Origin of the sequence: Paraburkholderia sp. BL9I2N2 (assembly GCF_004339745.1) — a bacterium.
Taxonomy (GTDB): Bacteria; Pseudomonadota; Gammaproteobacteria; order Burkholderiales; family Burkholderiaceae; genus Paraburkholderia.
In genome coordinates this window covers 1608653-1624734 of sequence record NZ_SMGP01000002.1, presented here as the reverse complement: position 1 = coordinate 1624734, position 16082 = coordinate 1608653, and the positions used below count along the sequence as shown (strand labels likewise).

Here is a 16082-nt window from a genome sequence, read left to right as displayed (position 1 = left end):
ACACATAGGAACCGACTATGCCGAAGAAGAAACTCGTTTACATCTGGTCGCTCAGAAACGCCGCCGCCGACAAGGCCGGCCAAGAGATCGCGTACAAGAGCGGCACGCGCTACATGAAGTCGGTGCTGGAGTCGCTCGTCGAGGCGCTCAACGGCACCGAGCTAGGCGATCAGTACTCGCTCGAAAAAGTCATTTACGACGACGATGCGGGCTCCAGCGTGGATCGCGAGAAACTGAAGGAATATGGCTTCGCCTATGAGCCGGGCAAGCGCTGGTTCTATCCGCCGAACTTGCGTGTGCAGGGCAAGCCGGTCAACGATCTGTTGCTCGCGATTCCGTCGACGTATCGGCGTGAGCCGCTCGATGCGCCAGGCCGCCCGGCAGGCAAGAGCGCCTTTGAAAAGCATCTGCTCGATACGTTGGTGGAGTTGAAGGCCGATATCGTCGTGCTGGATGGTTTGCTGATCATTCTCGACGAACTTGTGCGGCCGGGTGCGCCGTTCTATCGCAAGATCGTCAATATTCATCCGGGCGTGACGCGCGCCGAATCGCCGTACGAGCGGCGCGGCGCGTATGCGACGCTCGACGCTCTCTATGGCGCGCGCGGCAAGAAAGTGGTCAACTGGAAGACGATGGAAACCGTGGTGGTCGAACCGCTCTATCTGACCGGTGCATCGTTTCACTACGTCGACAACGGGATCGATTCCGGCGAGGTGATTCACGACGTGCTGAATACCGAAATCGATAAGGACGATACGATCCTCGAACTGCGCTGGAACAATTTCAACCGCAGCCTTTTTCCAGCTTTGAACGAAGGGCTCGCGATGATGGCCGGGCAGTCGGTGCAAGTCGAGGCGTGATTAGCGAAGCGTGCGCCGCTTTGGAGTTTACTTGCGGGCGCACGCCGCCGTCGACGGAACACTGGTCAGCACGCGTCGCATCGGGCTGGTTGCTGTTGCGCGGGCGTGTGCTTCTTGACGCCAAGTCTTTGCGACGCGCTGCCGGAAATCACGAAACTGAGCGCAGCAAGCACCCACACGCCGACTCCGCCGTAGACCATTACCCAGCCGAAGCCTTGCATCAACGCGGCATGCACGACGCTTCCTGAACGGTCGATTTGTGTCAGCGCCGGCATCCCGGTTCTGATCGCTTCGACATCGCCTGCCGCAATTTTCTCCGCGAGCTTGCCGAGCGGCGCGGTGTCGAGGGACTTCGGCAGTCGCGTCTTCAGATTGAACAGAATGCCGCCGACCAGGATTGCGCCCATCAACGCGATGTTGATCGCGAGCGTAATCATCCGCGCGCTCATATCGATGCCCGAGGCCATGCCCGCGCGTTCGGCGGGAACCGCGGCGGTCGTCGTATTGGTGACGGGCGTATTGGTGAGGCCGAGGCCCGCGCCCGCCAACATGCAACCGGGCAACATGGTCCACACGTCAGCATGCGCGGCGCTGCTGCCGTATCGCATCAGCATGAAGCCGAGGCCGATCGTGAAAAGGCCGGCAGGTATGGCGATTCCCGAGCCATAACGCAATGCGAGCCGTTCGCCGAGCGGCGGAAATAGTAGCGTCGGCAACGTGTAGGCGAGCAAGGCGAGTCCGGCGCTCACGCTGTCATAGCCGAGACCGATCTGGAAATAGATCGGCAGGTAGATCATGAACGGCCAGAAGCTGAAGTTCATGCCCGCCGAGCCCATCAGTGCGCCGGAAAACTGCGGAATCCTGAACACAGAAAAGTCGAACATGGGACGCGCACTGAGCTTCTCGGCAAACAGAAAAGCCACGAAGGCGACCAGTGTTACCGCGATGATGAAAAGCGCTCGCGGATTGCCGAAGCCGAGCGCCGGAACCTGCGTGATGAAATACACGAGCCCGAACACCGCCAGCGACAACGTGACGATGCCGGCAACGTCGAGCGTATGCGCGTGCGGGTCGCGCGATTCCTGCACGCCGCTGAAAACGAGCGTCAAGGTCACGACAGCGAGTAGCGCGTGCACCCAGAAGACCCATTGCCAACTCGATAGCGCCACGATCGCCCCGCCGATGATCGGCCCAAAGCCGAGCCCGATGCCGAAGATGATGCCCCACGCGCTGAATGCGCGAGCGCGTTCGGGTCCTTCGTTGAACTGATGCGATAGCACGGCCACCTGGCAGATCAGCATGGCGCCGCCGCTCGCGCCTTGCAACAGACGCGCGACGATCAGCGTCGGCACGCTTTGCGCGAGTCCGCAGATCAACGAGGTGATGCCGAACAGGGCGATGCCGATCACGAAGATGCGTCGGCGGCCGAATCGGTCTGCCAGCGTGCCGGTTGCCATCAGGACGGTGGTCACCGCGAGCGTGTACGCGTTCATGATCCACTGCATGCCTTTGAAGTCGCCGTGCAACACGCGTTCGAGCGTCGGCAGGATCACCGGCACGCTGGAGATTTCGAGGCCGAACATCAGCGACGCAAGACACACCGCGCCCAACGCCAGCGTGTTTTTGCGCAGCGAGAGGAAGGTGGCCGGTTGCGAAGTTTCGCTCGCGATGGTTCGTGCAGGGCGCGGCTCGCGCGAGATCGCTCGATGCTCTGCAGTTGCAGCCGCGCGGGGCCGTTCTTCGCGCCGTGGCGGCGCGATCGGATCATTGGACATGAAATTTCACCTGGTTAGTCGATGGGCTTGCCCACCACGGACTGTGTAATATAGGGGGAATCTATGTCCCCATTGACGCATGAAAGTCCCAGAAATGTGTCTCAGTGGGAACCAATAAGGCAAAGGGTATGAGCGACATCCTCGATGGTGTGACGACGTTCGTGCGCGTGGTCGAAACGGGCAGTTTCGCGCTCGCGGCGGAACGGATGAACCTGACGCGCTCGGCGGTCGGCAAAGTGATCGTGCGGTTGGAGAAGCGTCTCGGCGTGCGCCTGCTCAATCGGACGACGCGCAGCCAGAGCCTCACCGAAGACGGCCAGGCTTACTACGACCGCTGCGTGCGCGCGCTGGCCGAACTCGAAGCCGCGGAAGCCGATCTGGACTCTGGACGACGCGAGCCCAAAGGCCGATTGCGCGTGAGCGTGCCGCAGGCTTTCGGTCATTACTGCGTGGCGCCCGTGCTGCTCGGCCTCGCCCGCAAACATCCGCAACTGAAGATCGACATTTCGATTACCGACCGCTTCGTCGACGTGATCGAAGAGGGTTTCGATCTCGTGGTGCGCGTGGGTCCGCTCGCGGACAGCGTGAGTCTTGCCGCGCGCAAGCTCGGCATGCAGCACGCGAGCATCGGCGCCGCGCCAGCCTATCTGGCGCGGCATGGCACGCCGGCGAGCGTCGACGAATTGCGCGGACACGCCGTGATTGCCTACTTGCGGGCAGGGTCGGCGCAGCCGTGGGATGTGGTCGACGTCGACGGGCAAATCCACCGCGCGCAAGTTCAGCCGCAGCTCGGTTTCGACGACATGAAGGGTATTGTCGATGCCGCTCTCGCCGGCTTCGGCCTCGCGTGGCTGCCGAGTTGGCTATTGGCCCGTTATGCGCAAACAGGCGAGCTGGTGACGGTCATGGAGAATTGTTTCCGGCCTGCTCAGGAGATCCACCTGGTGTGGCCGAAGAGTCGCTATCTGGCGCTGAAAACCCGCTGCGCGATCGATGCGCTGGTCGCGGAGATTCCCGCCATGATCGGGGCGCCCGCCGCGGGCGCCCCGAGTTCACGCGATGCTTAGAACTGCAGCGTTGCGCTGGCTACGGCGGTGCGCGTCGGCGACGGCGCCACGTAGTAGCCCCACGCCGTCGTCCAGTAACGGCGGTTGAACAGGTTGTTGATCCCCGCGCGGAATGTCACGTCCTTGCCGGCGATTTTCGTCTCATAGCGGCCGCTCAGGTCGAACGTGGTGTAAGCCGGCACGAACTGCGTGTTCTGCGCGTCGACGGCCTGGTTGCCGACGTACTTGCCGCCGAACGCCAGCGTCAGCGGACGCAGATACGACGGGTTGTATTCGATCCGGCCCGTCACGGTGAAGCGCGGCGCGCCGTAGATGCGCTTGCCTTCCACGGTCGGATCGTTGACGTCCATGGCCTTCGTGTCGAGCCACATTACGCCGCCCATGACACGCCATTCGCTGGTGAGCGCAAGCCAGCCGCTCGCGTCGAGGCCCTGATAGCGCTTGGTGCCGTCCTGCACGAAGATGTTGTCGACGTTCGTGTAGTTGTAGCCCTGATCGACGCGGAACAGCGCGAGGTTGGCGCCCCACTTGGCGTGGTCGGTTTTAAAGCCGACTTCGTACTGCTTGCTGCGCAGTGGGCCGAACGTGTCCGGGTAGTTGAGGTTGGTGTTCGACGCGGCACCGCCCTGTTCCAGCGACTCGACGTAGCTCGCGTACAGCGTCGAGTACGGATCGGTCTTGAACATCAGCGCGAAGGTCGGCGTGACCGGGTCCGCCTGGTATTGCGACGACACCGCGCCGCTCGGGTCGTACACGTGCTGCTGATATTGCGTGTAGCGCACGCCGACCAGCGCCGACAGACGCGACGTGAGTTGCACGGTGTCGCTCGCGTACACGGCGGCCTGCGTGATGCGCTGCTGACGGTACAGGTTGGAGCCGATGCTGACTTCGTCGTTGGTCAGCAAGGTGCTGGCGTACAGATTGCCGTTGCCGAGGAAGTAGCCTTCGTTCCAACCCGTGCTGTTGCTGTATTCGCTGGTCTGCGTTTCGAAACCGGCGCCCACCACCACGTCATGCTTGATGCTGCCCGTGTTGAAATGGCCTTGCACCATGCCGTCGACGTTCTGGTAGAAGTAACGCGTCATGGCCGCATAGAGCGTGTTCGAGTAGTTGCCTGCGGCGTCGGAAACGAACAGGAAGCTATCCGAGTTGGTGCGGTTCTCCTTGGCGAAGCGGTACTTCAGGCTCGCGTGCCAGTTGTCGGAGATGCGGTAATCCAGGCCCGTGCCGAACGAGGCCATCTCGGTCTCGTAGTAGTTCTGCGGTTGCGTGAGCGCGTGGGTGACTTTGCTTGCGTCGGGAATGCCGCCGGCGTCGCCGCCGAACATCAGGCCGAACAGCGTGCCGTTGGTTCTGCGCTTCTGGTAGAACGCGTCGGCGCTCCACGTCAGGTCCGGCGTAATGCGGAAGTCGAACGCGAGCGAGGCGACCTGGCGGCGCACGTGGCCGTGGTCCTCGGCAGTGTTGCCGTTTTCGTTGACGAGGTTCAGGCGGTAGCCGAAACGGTCGTCATTGCCGAAGCGGCCGCCCAGATCGACGGCCTCGCTGAATACGCCGGCCGACCTGTAGCCGACCGTGATGCTGCGGTACGGCGTGTTGGTGGGACGCTTCAACACGTAGTTGACGATGCCGCCCGGCGAGCCGAAGCCATACATGAAGCCGGACAGGCCCTTGAGCAATTCGACCTGCTCGAACGGTTCGAGCGAGAGGTCCGTATCCCACGACGGGAAGGTCTGGCCGTCCACCTTGATGCTGTTCAGCGTGTCGATCGGCATGCCGCGCACGGTGAACATCGAATTTTCGCTGATCGCGTTTTCGCTGATCACCGACACGGCCGGATCGTACTTGTACAGATCGTTGGCGGTCGTCGCGAACAGATCCTGCGCTTCGTCGCTCGTCACGACGTGAGTCGAAAACGGCGTGTCCACCTGCTTGCGCGAACCCAGCGCGCCTGCGCTGACCGTGTCGGCCTGCGCCACGGTGGTGTCTTTTGCCGCCGAAACGCTCACGGCCGGCAGCGTCGCGGCGGCGTCGCTGGCCGCGACCTGCGCCCAGCCCGGAGTCGACAGCGTGGAAAGCGTCAAACCGACGCTGGCCAGAAGCCCCGCGCTCAGCAGCGAGGGAGTACGGCGTTGGCCGCGCACAAACGCCGGTCGGCCGGCGACAAAGAATTTCTGCATGTTGTTCGAATTGGACAGAGTAACGCTCGTCGCGCACCAGAAATGTGCGAAACGACGTCATCGGAAGCGAGTGGTTAAGTAATCGAAGTGTAAGAACGCGACTGCGCTCAAATGGTAATGCATCTGATTCGCATTAACAATCTGTTTGTTTCGTGTCCTTAGTCATCTATAAGACATCTGTCATAAGACAAGAAGAAATCGGCCCAAAGCCTTGTCCGGCGGGGCTCGGCCCCTTGGAGGGTGTTTCCGGGATATGTTTGTTTAGCAGCGAGTAGAGGAAAACACGCATATACTCACGCTCTGGCCGTAGAAAGTAGTGCCGTGCGTCGCGCCGCCTTGTTGTTTTGCCGCAACGCGCCGGTCGGCACCACCCAACGCTCTGTCTAACACTTCACCTAGCAAAGCACCGAACATGTCCACACCGCCGAAGATCATCTACACCCTGACCGACGAAGCGCCTGCTCTGGCGACCTACTCGCTGCTGCCGATCGTGAAGGCGTTCACGCGCTCGTCCGACGTGATCGTCGAGACGCGCGATATTTCGCTTGCCGGCCGGATCATCGCTGCATTTCCTGACTACCTGAGCGCGGAACAGAAGGGCTCCGACGATCTGGCGGAACTGGGTGGACTCACGACGCGTCCGGAAGCGAACATCATCAAGCTGCCGAACATCAGCGCGTCGGTGCCGCAACTGAAGGCCGCGATCACGGAACTGCGCGATCAGGGCTACAAGCTGCCGGCGTACCCGGACGTCGCGAATACCGACGCTGAAAAAGACGTCAAGGCTCGCTACGACAAGATCAAGGGCAGCGCGGTCAACCCGGTGCTGCGCGAAGGCAATTCGGACCGCCGCGCGCCGCTGTCGGTCAAGAACTACGCACGCAAGCATCCGCACAAGATGGGCGCCTGGAGCGCGGACTCGAAGTCGCACGTCGCGCACATGAGCGGCGGTGATTTCTACGGCAGCGAAAAATCGGCGCTGATCGCGGCAGCCGGCGCGGTGAAGATCGAACTCACGGCCGCCGACGGCTCGAAGACGGTCCTGAAGGAAAAGACCGCCGTGCAAGTGGGCGAGATCATCGACGCTTCCGTGCTGTCGAAGAACGCGCTGCGCAGTTTCATCGAAGCGGAAATCGCCGACGCGAAGGCGAAGGGCGTGCTGTTCTCGGTGCACCTGAAGGCCACCATGATGAAGGTGTCGGATCCGATCATCTTCGATCATGTGGTGTCGGTGTTCTACAAAGACGTGCTGACCAAGCACGCCGACGTGCTGGCGCAAGCCGGCTTCAACCCGAACAACGGCATCGGCGATCTGTACGCGCGCCTGAAAGACCTGCCGGCTGAAACGCGCGAAGCGATCGAAGCCGACGTCAAAGCGCAATACGCACAGCGTCCGCAACTGGCCATGGTCAATTCGGACAAGGGCATTACCAGCCTGCACGTGCCGAGCGATGTGATCGTCGACGCATCCATGCCGGCCATGATCCGCGAGTCGGGCAAGATGTGGGGCGCGGACGGCGCGCTGCACGACGCCAAGGCCGTGATTCCGGACCGTTGCTACGCGGACGTTTATCAGGCAGTGATCGAAGACTGCAAGAAGCACGGCGCGTTCGACCCGGTCACGATGGGCACGGTGCCGAACGTCGGCCTGATGGCGCAAGCGGCTGAAGAATACGGTTCACACGACAAGACGTTCCAGATCCCGGCAAACGGCGTGGTTCGCGTGACGGACGCGGCCGGCACGGTGCTGATCGAGCAACCGGTGGAAGCGGGCGACATCTGGCGCATGTGCCAGACCAAGGACGCACCGGTTCAGGACTGGGTCAAGCTGGCGGTCAACCGCGCTCGCGCCACCGACACGCCTGCCGTGTTCTGGCTGGACGCGGCTCGCGCGCACGACGCCCAGATCATCAAGAAGGTCGAGCAATACCTGAAGAACCACGACACCAACGGTCTGGACATCCGCGTCATGACCCCGGTCGAAGCGACCAAGTTCTCGATCGAGCGTATCCGCGCCGGCAAGGACACGATCTCGGTCACCGGCAACGTGCTGCGCGACTACCTGACCGACCTGTTCCCCATCATGGAACTGGGCACCAGCGCGAAGATGCTGTCGATCGTTCCGCTGATGGCCGGTGGCGGCATGTTCGAAACCGGCGCGGGCGGTTCGGCGCCGAAGCACGTTCAGCAACTGGTCGAAGAAGGTTTCCTGCGTTGGGATTCGCTGGGTGAATTCCTGGCGCTGGCCGCGTCGCTCGAACATCTGAGCAGCGCCTATCACAACCCGAAGGCGCAGGTTCTGGCCAAGACGCTGGATCAGGCAACCGGCAAGTTCCTCGACAACGACAAGTCGCCGGCGCGCAAGGTTGGCGGTATCGACAACCGTGGTAGCCACTTCTACCTCGCGATGTACTGGGCGGAAGCGCTGGCCGCGCAAACCGAAGACGCCGCGCTGCAGGCGCAGTTCGCCGGCGTGGCGAAGGCACTGGCTGAGAACGAAGCGAAGATCGTCGAAGAACTCGGTGCGGCACAAGGCAAGCCGGTGGACATTGGCGGCTACTATCGTCCGAACGTCGAACTGACGAGCAAGGCCATGCGCCCGAGCGCCACGCTGAACAAGATCGTGGACGCGGTTGCTTAAAGCACAGAAGTAAGCGGTAAACATGACGATGGCGCTTTCGAGCGCCATCGTCGTTTTTACTCCAACGTGAGCAGCGGCCATACCGGCCATCACACGTGAACGATTTCCCAATCGCTGAGCTTCTCTGGAATTTCCAGCGTCGACGTGTCGTCGCCTTCCGAGAGATGCGGGCAGATCAAGCCGCGTGCGAGGTCGTCGGCGGCCTGTTGCGGGCTGGCGAATTCACCGAGCGTTTCGTTGCCGTAGGTTGCTTCCCAGCCGTCGTGGCCCGGCAAAATGTAGAAAGCACCCTGATTCGAACCGAAGCGAAAGCCTTTCATTTTTAGTCTCCCAATTGCCATTTAAAAACCGCGATGCCGTGGCGGCTTCGTTTCACAGGTTGGGATTCTTCAGACTATGTTTCCGCCTATCCCACTCCGCTCGATTACTGAAGCACCGGCTCTTGTAAAAGAGTCTACGTCAGCAGGTAGTGTCGCAAGTGGTTGTTAGACGCCTCGCTTTATCAAAAAATATCCTGCAAAAAGAAAGGCTTATCGTATGTGTTTCGCGATGTGCAACGTGGGGCGACATTGCGAAATGCCGGTTTTGTGCCACGCACCACGATTTTTTACGAAGCGCGTGATCGTTCCGCATCGTGAAATTGAAGGGGTTTCCGGTGCGGCCCTCGCGCGGGCGGGCCGGATGGCAAAGAACCGTGGCGAGCGCCACCGTTCCAATCAACCCGCGATCCGGCGCAGGAAATCGAGCATTGCGCGATTGAATTGCGCCGGCCGTTGCAGCGGGGCGAAATGGCTCACGCCGGGCAGCAGGATCAACTCCGCGCCGGGAATGCTGCGGGCGAGATAGTCGGCGTGTTCCGGCTTGATGAATTCGTCGTGCTCGCTTTGCACGATCGCGACCGGCACATCGATCTGAGCCAGATCGTCGGCGGAATAGTTGGGCTCGGTTTTCATCATCGTGCTGACCGCGCCGACAAACGCCTCGAAGTCGTCCGGTGTCGACGATAGCTGCGCGTAGTCTTTCGCATGACGGCTGAAGCAGCGCTCGATCACCGGCGTCGGCGCGAACGGCTTTCGTGCCGCTCGGGTCCATGTTGCAGCCGAAGAAGAACACGCCCGCCACGCGCTGCGGTGCGGTGCTGCCCAACACCATCGCGACGCAGGCGCCGTCGCTCCAGCCCACCAGCGCAGCGCGTTCGAGTTGCAGCGTATCCATGACGGCCAGCACGTCGGACGCCATCAGCTCGTAGCGGTAGGGTCGCGCGTCGCGAGTGCTGCGGCCGTGGCCGCGGCTGTCGACGACCACCACGCGATGCCCCGCGCCGAGCAGCGCGGGCACCTGGTAGCCCCAATTGCCGCTGTGCCCGAGACCGCCGTGCAGCAGAATCACCGGCGCGCCGGCGCCATACGACGCGTACCAGATTCGCGCGCCTTCGTGCTCGGCATAGCCTTCGTCGCTCGGGACCGGCAGCGGCGCCGCGCCGTGAGCTTCGAAGTGTTCGAGGTCGTCGTCGTGCGGGTTGGTGGAGGATTCCATCGCTGTTGTCTCCGCTGTATGGGATTCGCTAGGTTGCCAGCGTTGCCACCAGAAGATCAACCGACCTACGAGTTTTTGCGTGCCGACAAGTCCGCTGTCACTGCATACCGGACGACTCGTAACTCACATCCGATACCACCCCATTCGGGTCGATGGTCACGATCAGATCACGCTTGGAGAACCCCCCGGGGCAACGGAAAAAAGGCGTGCGATCTGCACTGTTTTGATTGCTGCTCCGTCAAGCGAGCTTTTGCATGTCCCGCGAACAGTGGATATCGACGGGATTGACGATAACCACCGCGCGGGATTATCGACACTTAGCTAGAAACGTAAGCCACATATGGCCCCGTGCCACCGCCCGAAGAAGCGCGGCCCGAAATCCCGTAATACACATGACGGCCATAAAAGAACGGCAAACCGAAGTCGAACTGCCGGGTCATATAGATGCCGAGATTATTGAATGCGTTATTCCCCGATAAAGTCAGCGTCGCGCCGTTTGCGATATTGAAGCCGAGTGTCACGCTCGCCGGATTGGTCCCCGCCAGCGTCGAGGTACGGCCCACGGTCGCAGCCGGAATGTAGTATCCCGACGACACGTCGCGCGCGATGGTCGTGTCCGGGAAGAACAGCACCGTCGAGCCCGAATCGAAGAACGTCTGCGTGAACGTGGTGCCGCCATAGGACGACGTGAAGTCGCCCTTCAGGTCCGTTCGGATAATCGGCGCGCCCGTGCCGTTCAGCACGTTATTGGCCTGCGTGTCGATACCGAACACAAGCGTGCCTTGAGCCATCGCGCTGCCGCTATCGGACACCTGCGCCATTTCCAGAATCACACCGTTGTTATCCTGCGGGAATCGCGCGACCGGGTTGCTGATCTGTTTTGCGACGGGCACCGAGGTGGCATTGCCGGCATTGGTGTAATAGAACTGCGAGAGCGTCGTCAGGGCACACTGCGAGCCGCAGTCCGTCGGGCTCACGCCGATGCCGAGAATGCCGTTCGCGCCGAGATCGGCCGCGGTGGCCAGTGGCCGGCCGACCTGGCATTCGCTCGGCGCGGCAAGGGTCAGCGCTGAATCGCCGATCACATGAATCGGCACCGACGGTGCAATCTCGCTCGACAGCGCGATGTCCGCGAGATGCACCGAACCCCATGCATAGCCGCTGCCGAACAACGCGCATTCAGCGAGCGGCAGGCCGCTCGACTGATCCGTTTCGGCGGTGAGCGCACTGAAGGTGGCATTCGGAATCGCTGAGCGAACCAGACGCAGCCCGAACGATGCCGTATCGACGATCACGTTCGGAATCGTCGTGCAACTCGCGGTCGCGTTGGAGCCGGGCGCGCAGATTTTGACGCTGACCATCGGCTGGTTGTGAATGCCCGTTCCGCTCACCGTCACCGACATCGTGTTGCCGGGGCCGGCCGGCGTCGGCACGGCAGACGCATCGACGGCGAGTACATTGGGTGTCGAGTCGTTGGTAAGGGGATTGGACGTCGTGCCGCCCGGTCCCGTCGGCGCGCTGGCGGCAGCCGGTGCATTTGCCGTGGAGTTGCTGCTGGAGCCACCGCCACCGCCGCCGCAGCCGGCGAGATTGAGTGCCAATCCGAGCCCGAGCGCCGCGGCAATAATCCTTGCGATTTTGCGCACTGTTGTTCTCTCTCTAATGATTTTAATGAGTTACTTGATGTCGTCAGCGCTCACACCTTGCGGCAGCGCTTGCGGTAAATAGGCGCGGCCCACGAAGGCGCCCATATGGCCGCCGGTCTCCACGACCAGCGCCGACTGATGCACGACGGCGGGCCCGTAGCCGCCGCCTTGCGTGGCGTGGGCATCGGTGAGTGCCTGGACATAGGTCGGGAAGTAAGTGGCGAGCAGCGTTTTGAGCGGCGGCATGGTCGGGCCTTCCCAGCTCAACGCGAAGACCGTATTGCCCGCGCCGATGTATTCGCTCACCACGGTGCCCGATGGCAGCGTCGTCTGGCTCACGGTGTAGCTCGCCGAGGCCGCACTGCCGCTAGCGGCGAAGCGCGCCACCGCCGCGCTATTCTGGTTAGCCGCCCCTGCACTCGTGCTACTGGCCGTAACCGGATAGGTCGGCGCGCCACCCAATGCCGCATACGCCGGAGCGGCCAGAGCAAACGACGCCGCGGTCACCGCGAGTATTCGAAATTGACTCATTATCATTTTTTCGTTTTCGAAGTTTTGGAGAATACGCGCGAGCGGTTATTTATCCTCGAACTCGCGCGAAGCCGATATTAGCGTGAGCGTGTTCGATTAAATCAGACGATAAATGGTGGAAATCGGGCTCTGTTTGAAAATGAAAGGTAACGCGCATCCGCCGTTCAATCTTCGGCGAGTTTCTCGATCAGCATCGCAACGAAGGTTTCCGTCACGGGCGGCAGTGTCCGGCCGCGCTTTTTGATGAGAGCGATGGGGCGAGTGAACGCGGGGTCGTCGACCGCGCGCACGATCAGTTCGGGCTCCGCCCTGACTTCGCGGGCCGACGCCGGCAGGATCGTCACGCCGAGTCCCGCGCGCACCATCGCGACCGCGCTCATCATGTAGGTCGGCTCGCACGCGATCTCCGGCGTGCAGTGAGCGTTAGCGAAAGCGCTGTCGACCACTGTCCGCACGCTCGTGCCTTGGGCGGTCAGCACGAGCGGCGTGGCGGCAAGATCGGCGAGCGTGATGTGCCGCCGCCGGGCAAGCGCATGCCGCTTCGGGAACACGGCAACCAGCCGGTCGATGCCCGCATGCAGCACCTCGAAAGCGGCGTCGTCGAGCGGGCCGCCGGTCAGCCCGATATCGACCTCTTCATTGCGCACCAACGTATTGACCATGCTGGCGACCACGTCGCGTACATGGAAGCTCACGCGCGGCACGGCCTTCTTGATGCCCTGCACGAGCTCGGGCAACACGCTGGCCGCGAACGTCGGCAAGCAAGCGATCCGCACGGTGCCGCTCGCGCCTTCGCCGAGCGCGCGCGCGTCGATCAGCACGTGCTCCATGTCATGGAGCGACTTCTGCAAGAGCGGCAGTAGTTCACGGCCGGTCGGCGTGAGCGCGACATTGCGGCTGTTGCGGTCGAACAGGCGCATGCCGACCGTTTCTTCGAGGCGGCGAATCTGCACCGTCAACGCCGGTTGCGACAGATGCAGCCGCGTCGCCGCGCGCGTGAAACTGCCCGTTTGCGCGACGGCGATAAACGCGCGGATGTCCCGAAGATTCAGATCCATGATGGTTTGTAATTGCTGCGATCAAATCATTTCAATTGATTTATAGCCGCTTCGAACTTACGCTGGATCGCAGTAAAAAACAATCTCGGAGACAAGCACATGCTGCCATTACTGGGGCTCGCTACCATCGTCGTGCTGCTCGGCGCGATTCTGTCGAAACGCATGTCGCCGCTGGTGGCGCTCATCATCGTGCCGATTGCGGCGTCGCTCATCGGCGGCTTCGGTTTTCAGACCAGCAAGTTCGTGATCGACGGGCTCAAGAGTCTTGCGCCGGTCGTCGGCATGTTCGTGTTCGCGATTCTTTATTTCGGCACCATCACCGACGCGGGCACGCTCGATCCGATCATCGACCGCATTCTGCGCGCGGTCGGCACGCGGCCCACGCGAATCGTGATGGGCACCACGCTGCTCGCGCTGCTGATCCATCTGGACGGCTCCGGCGCCGTGTGCTTTCTGGTCACGATTCCCGCCATGCTGCCGCTCTACGATCGGCTGAAGATGGACCGGCGCGTGCTGGCCGCAGCGGTTTCGATGGCGGCCGGCATCAACTTTCTGCCGTGGACGGGGCCGATGATTCGCGCCTCCGCCTCGCTTCATCTGCCCATCTCGGCTCTGTTCAATCCGTTGATTCCGGTGCAGGCGATCGGCCTCGTATTCGTGTTCGGCATGGCGTTCTGGCTCGGGCGGCGCGAGGAAAAACGCCTCGGTCTCACGGCCGCGAGCGGTTCGGTGCCCATGCCTAAACGCGAACTGACGCCCGAAGAACAGGCGCTGCGCCGGCCAAAGAACTTCTGGTTCAACATCGTGCTGACGCTGGTTGTGCTCGGCACGATGGTCGTGATGGGCGAGAAGATTCCGCCGGCGATGATGTTCATGGTCGGCCTGTGCATCGCGCTGATGGTGAACTATCCGAACGTCGACATGCAGCGCAAACGGATCGACGCGCATGCCCGCGCGGCCTTGATGATGGCCGGCATTCTGCTCGCGGCCGGCGTGTTCACCGGCGTGATGCAAGGCAGCGGCATGCTGAAGGCGATGGCGCAGTCGGCGGTCGGTTTCGTGCCGCCCGCGATGGCCAGTCATATTCCCGTTGCGCTCGGCTTGCTGTCGATGCCGCTCAGCATGTTGTTCGACCCCGACTCGTTCTATTTCGGCGTGCTGCCGGTGATCGCCGAAGTGGCCGGCCAGCTCGGCGTGCCCGCGGTGCACGTCGGCCAGGCCGCGTTGCTCGGCCAGATGACCACCGGCTTTCCAGTCAGCCCGCTGACACCCGCCACTTTCCTCGTGGTCGGCCTGTGCGGGATCGATCTCGCCGACCATCAGAAATTCACGTTCCCCTTGCTGTTCGGCGCGTCGATCGTCATGACGATCGCCTGCGTCGCGCTGGGGATATTCTCACTGTGAGCTTCACCGAATGGATGTGACCAGCATGACAGCCACTCAATCTCAACGGACCGTGCGCATCGGCGCGGGCGCGGGTTATTCCGGCGACCGTATCGAACCCGCCGTCGAACTGGCGGAGCACGGCGCGCTCGATTACCTCGTCTTCGAGTGCCTCGCGGAGCGCACGATTGCGATCGCGCAGCAGGCGCGCAGCAAGGACCCGCAGCTCGGCTACGACCCGTTGCTCGAAACGCGCATGAAGGCGGTGCTGCCCGCCGCGTTGCGCAACGGCGTGCGGATCATTTCGAACATGGGCGCGGCGAATCCGCTCGCGGCGGCGCGCAAGACCGCGGAGATCGCGCGCTCGCTAGGGCTTGGCGAGGTGAAGATCGCAGCGGTCACCGGCGACGACGTACTCGACGTCGTTCGTCAGGGCGATTTCTGCTTCGTGGAATCCGGAGAGCGTGTGTCGGACTACAAGGATCGGCTCGTGTCCGCGAATGCGTATCTCGGCGCGAGCGCGATCGTCGATGCGCTCGCGGCCGGCGCGCAGATCGTGTTGACCGGACGCGTGGCCGATCCGTCGCTGTTCGTCGCGCCGCTGATTCACGAATTCGGCTGGCGCATGGAAGACTGGCAGACGCTCGGGCAGGCGACGGTGATCGGCCATCTGCTCGAATGCGCGGGGCAAATCACTGGCGGCTATTTTGCGGATCCGGGCTTCAAGGATGTTCCTGACCTGGCGAGACTCGGCTTTCCGATTGCCGAAGTCGGGCCGGACGGCGCGGTGGTCGTCACCAAGCTCGCTCAAGCCGGCGGACGAGTCACCGAGGCGACCTGCAAGGAGCAACTGCTGTATGAGATTCATGACCCGCAGCGCTATCTGCAACCGGATGTGGTCGCGGATTTCTCACAGGTGCGTGTCGCGCAGGAAGCGCCGGATCGCGTTCGCGTGAGCGGCGGCCGAGGCACGCCGCGCACGCATACGCTGAAGGTTTCGGTTGCTTACTTCGATGGTTATATCGGCGAAGGGCAAATCTCGTACGGCGGTCCTGGCGCGTTGGCGCGCGCGCGGCTCGCACTCGATATCGTGCGGGAACGGCTCACGCTGACCGGCGTGCAGACGCGTGAATTGCGCTTCGATCTGATCGGCGTGAACGCATTGCATGGCGAAACGGCGGTTGCCGGTTATGCGGAGCCGTATGAGGTGCGTGCGCGAGTGGCGGGGCGCACGGCTTCGCTCGCGGAAGCGGTGCGGATCGGCAACGAGGTGGAGACGCTTTACACCAATGGTCCGGCAGGCGGAGGCGGCGTCACGAAGTTGGCGCGCGAAGTCGTCGCGGTGCAATCGGTTTTACTGCCGCGCGAGCATGTGACGCCGGCATTCTCGATGGTGGAGGCGTGA

Annotated in this window: 11 protein-coding genes and 1 pseudogene; 5 read left to right on the top strand and 7 right to left on the bottom strand. The window is 62.4% G+C overall.

Translation table 11 applies throughout. From position 1 onward, the window contains the following. The first annotated feature begins 17 nt into the window (after positions 1 to 17). Positions 18 to 860 (top strand): N(5)-hydroxyornithine transformylase PvdF, encoded by an 843-nt coding sequence (locus B0G74_RS29255; protein WP_132378769.1) that lies wholly within the window; start codon positions 18 to 20, stop codon positions 858 to 860. 65 nt (positions 861 to 925) lie between these two features. Here B0G74_RS29255 and B0G74_RS29250 read toward each other — a convergent pair whose 3' ends face one another. Continuing rightward, the gene (locus tag B0G74_RS29250) at positions 926 to 2635 is read right to left on the bottom strand and encodes an MFS transporter (protein WP_279388624.1); all 1710 of its coding nucleotides are present in this window, start codon (positions 2633 to 2635) and stop codon (positions 926 to 928) included. A 128-nt stretch (positions 2636 to 2763) separates the two neighbouring features. On the opposite strand from B0G74_RS29250, the gene B0G74_RS29245 reads away from it, so the two are divergent. Then, positions 2764 to 3702: a LysR family transcriptional regulator gene (locus tag B0G74_RS29245; protein WP_132378767.1), complete on the top strand. Its 939-nt coding sequence runs from the start codon at positions 2764 to 2766 to the stop codon at positions 3700 to 3702. Here the strand turns inward: B0G74_RS29245 and B0G74_RS29240 are convergent. Beyond that, complete coding sequence (locus B0G74_RS29240) at positions 3699 to 5882, bottom strand: TonB-dependent siderophore receptor (RefSeq protein WP_132378765.1); 2184 nt, start codon at positions 5880 to 5882, stop codon at positions 3699 to 3701. The two genes, B0G74_RS29245 and B0G74_RS29240, sit on opposite strands and share 4 nt — an antisense overlap. A gap of 412 nt (positions 5883 to 6294) precedes the next feature. On the opposite strand from B0G74_RS29240, the gene B0G74_RS29235 reads away from it, so the two are divergent. After that, positions 6295 to 8523 carry an NADP-dependent isocitrate dehydrogenase gene (locus B0G74_RS29235; RefSeq protein WP_132378764.1) on the top strand — a complete coding sequence of 743 codons (2229 nt, stop codon included), beginning with the start codon at positions 6295 to 6297 and terminating at the stop codon, positions 8521 to 8523. 89 nt (positions 8524 to 8612) lie between these two features. Here B0G74_RS29235 and B0G74_RS29230 read toward each other — a convergent pair whose 3' ends face one another. The 5 genes and pseudogenes from B0G74_RS29230 to B0G74_RS29210 all read right to left on the bottom strand — a co-directional run bounded on the left by B0G74_RS29230 (position 8613) and on the right by B0G74_RS29210 (position 13294). Then, positions 8613 to 8843, bottom strand: coding sequence for a hypothetical protein (locus B0G74_RS29230; protein ID WP_132378762.1), 231 nt, complete (start codon positions 8841 to 8843; stop codon positions 8613 to 8615). 396 nt (positions 8844 to 9239) lie between these two features. Continuing rightward, positions 9240 to 10059: pseudogene (locus B0G74_RS29225) on the bottom strand (alpha/beta hydrolase). A 317-nt stretch (positions 10060 to 10376) separates the two neighbouring features. Then, entirely contained in the window at positions 10377 to 11705 is a 1329-nt protein-coding gene (locus B0G74_RS29220) for a DUF3443 domain-containing protein (RefSeq protein ID WP_132378760.1), read from the bottom strand. A gap of 30 nt (positions 11706 to 11735) precedes the next feature. Beyond that, the gene (locus B0G74_RS29215; RefSeq protein WP_132378758.1) at positions 11736 to 12242 is read right to left on the bottom strand and encodes a DUF2844 domain-containing protein; all 507 of its coding nucleotides are present in this window, start codon (positions 12240 to 12242) and stop codon (positions 11736 to 11738) included. A gap of 158 nt (positions 12243 to 12400) precedes the next feature. Beyond that, positions 12401 to 13294: a LysR family transcriptional regulator gene (locus B0G74_RS29210; RefSeq protein ID WP_132378756.1), complete on the bottom strand. Its 894-nt coding sequence runs from the start codon at positions 13292 to 13294 to the stop codon at positions 12401 to 12403. Positions 13295 to 13393: 99 nt separating this feature from the next. Between B0G74_RS29210 and B0G74_RS29205 the strand changes: the two genes are divergently transcribed. Further along, positions 13394 to 14698 carry a citrate:proton symporter gene (locus tag B0G74_RS29205; protein WP_132378754.1) on the top strand — a complete coding sequence of 435 codons (1305 nt, stop codon included), beginning with the start codon at positions 13394 to 13396 and terminating at the stop codon, positions 14696 to 14698. Between the two features lie 25 nt (positions 14699 to 14723). Continuing rightward, on the top strand, positions 14724 to 16082 hold the full coding sequence (locus B0G74_RS29200) for an acyclic terpene utilization AtuA family protein (RefSeq protein ID WP_132378752.1): 1359 nt from the start codon (positions 14724 to 14726) through the stop codon (positions 16080 to 16082).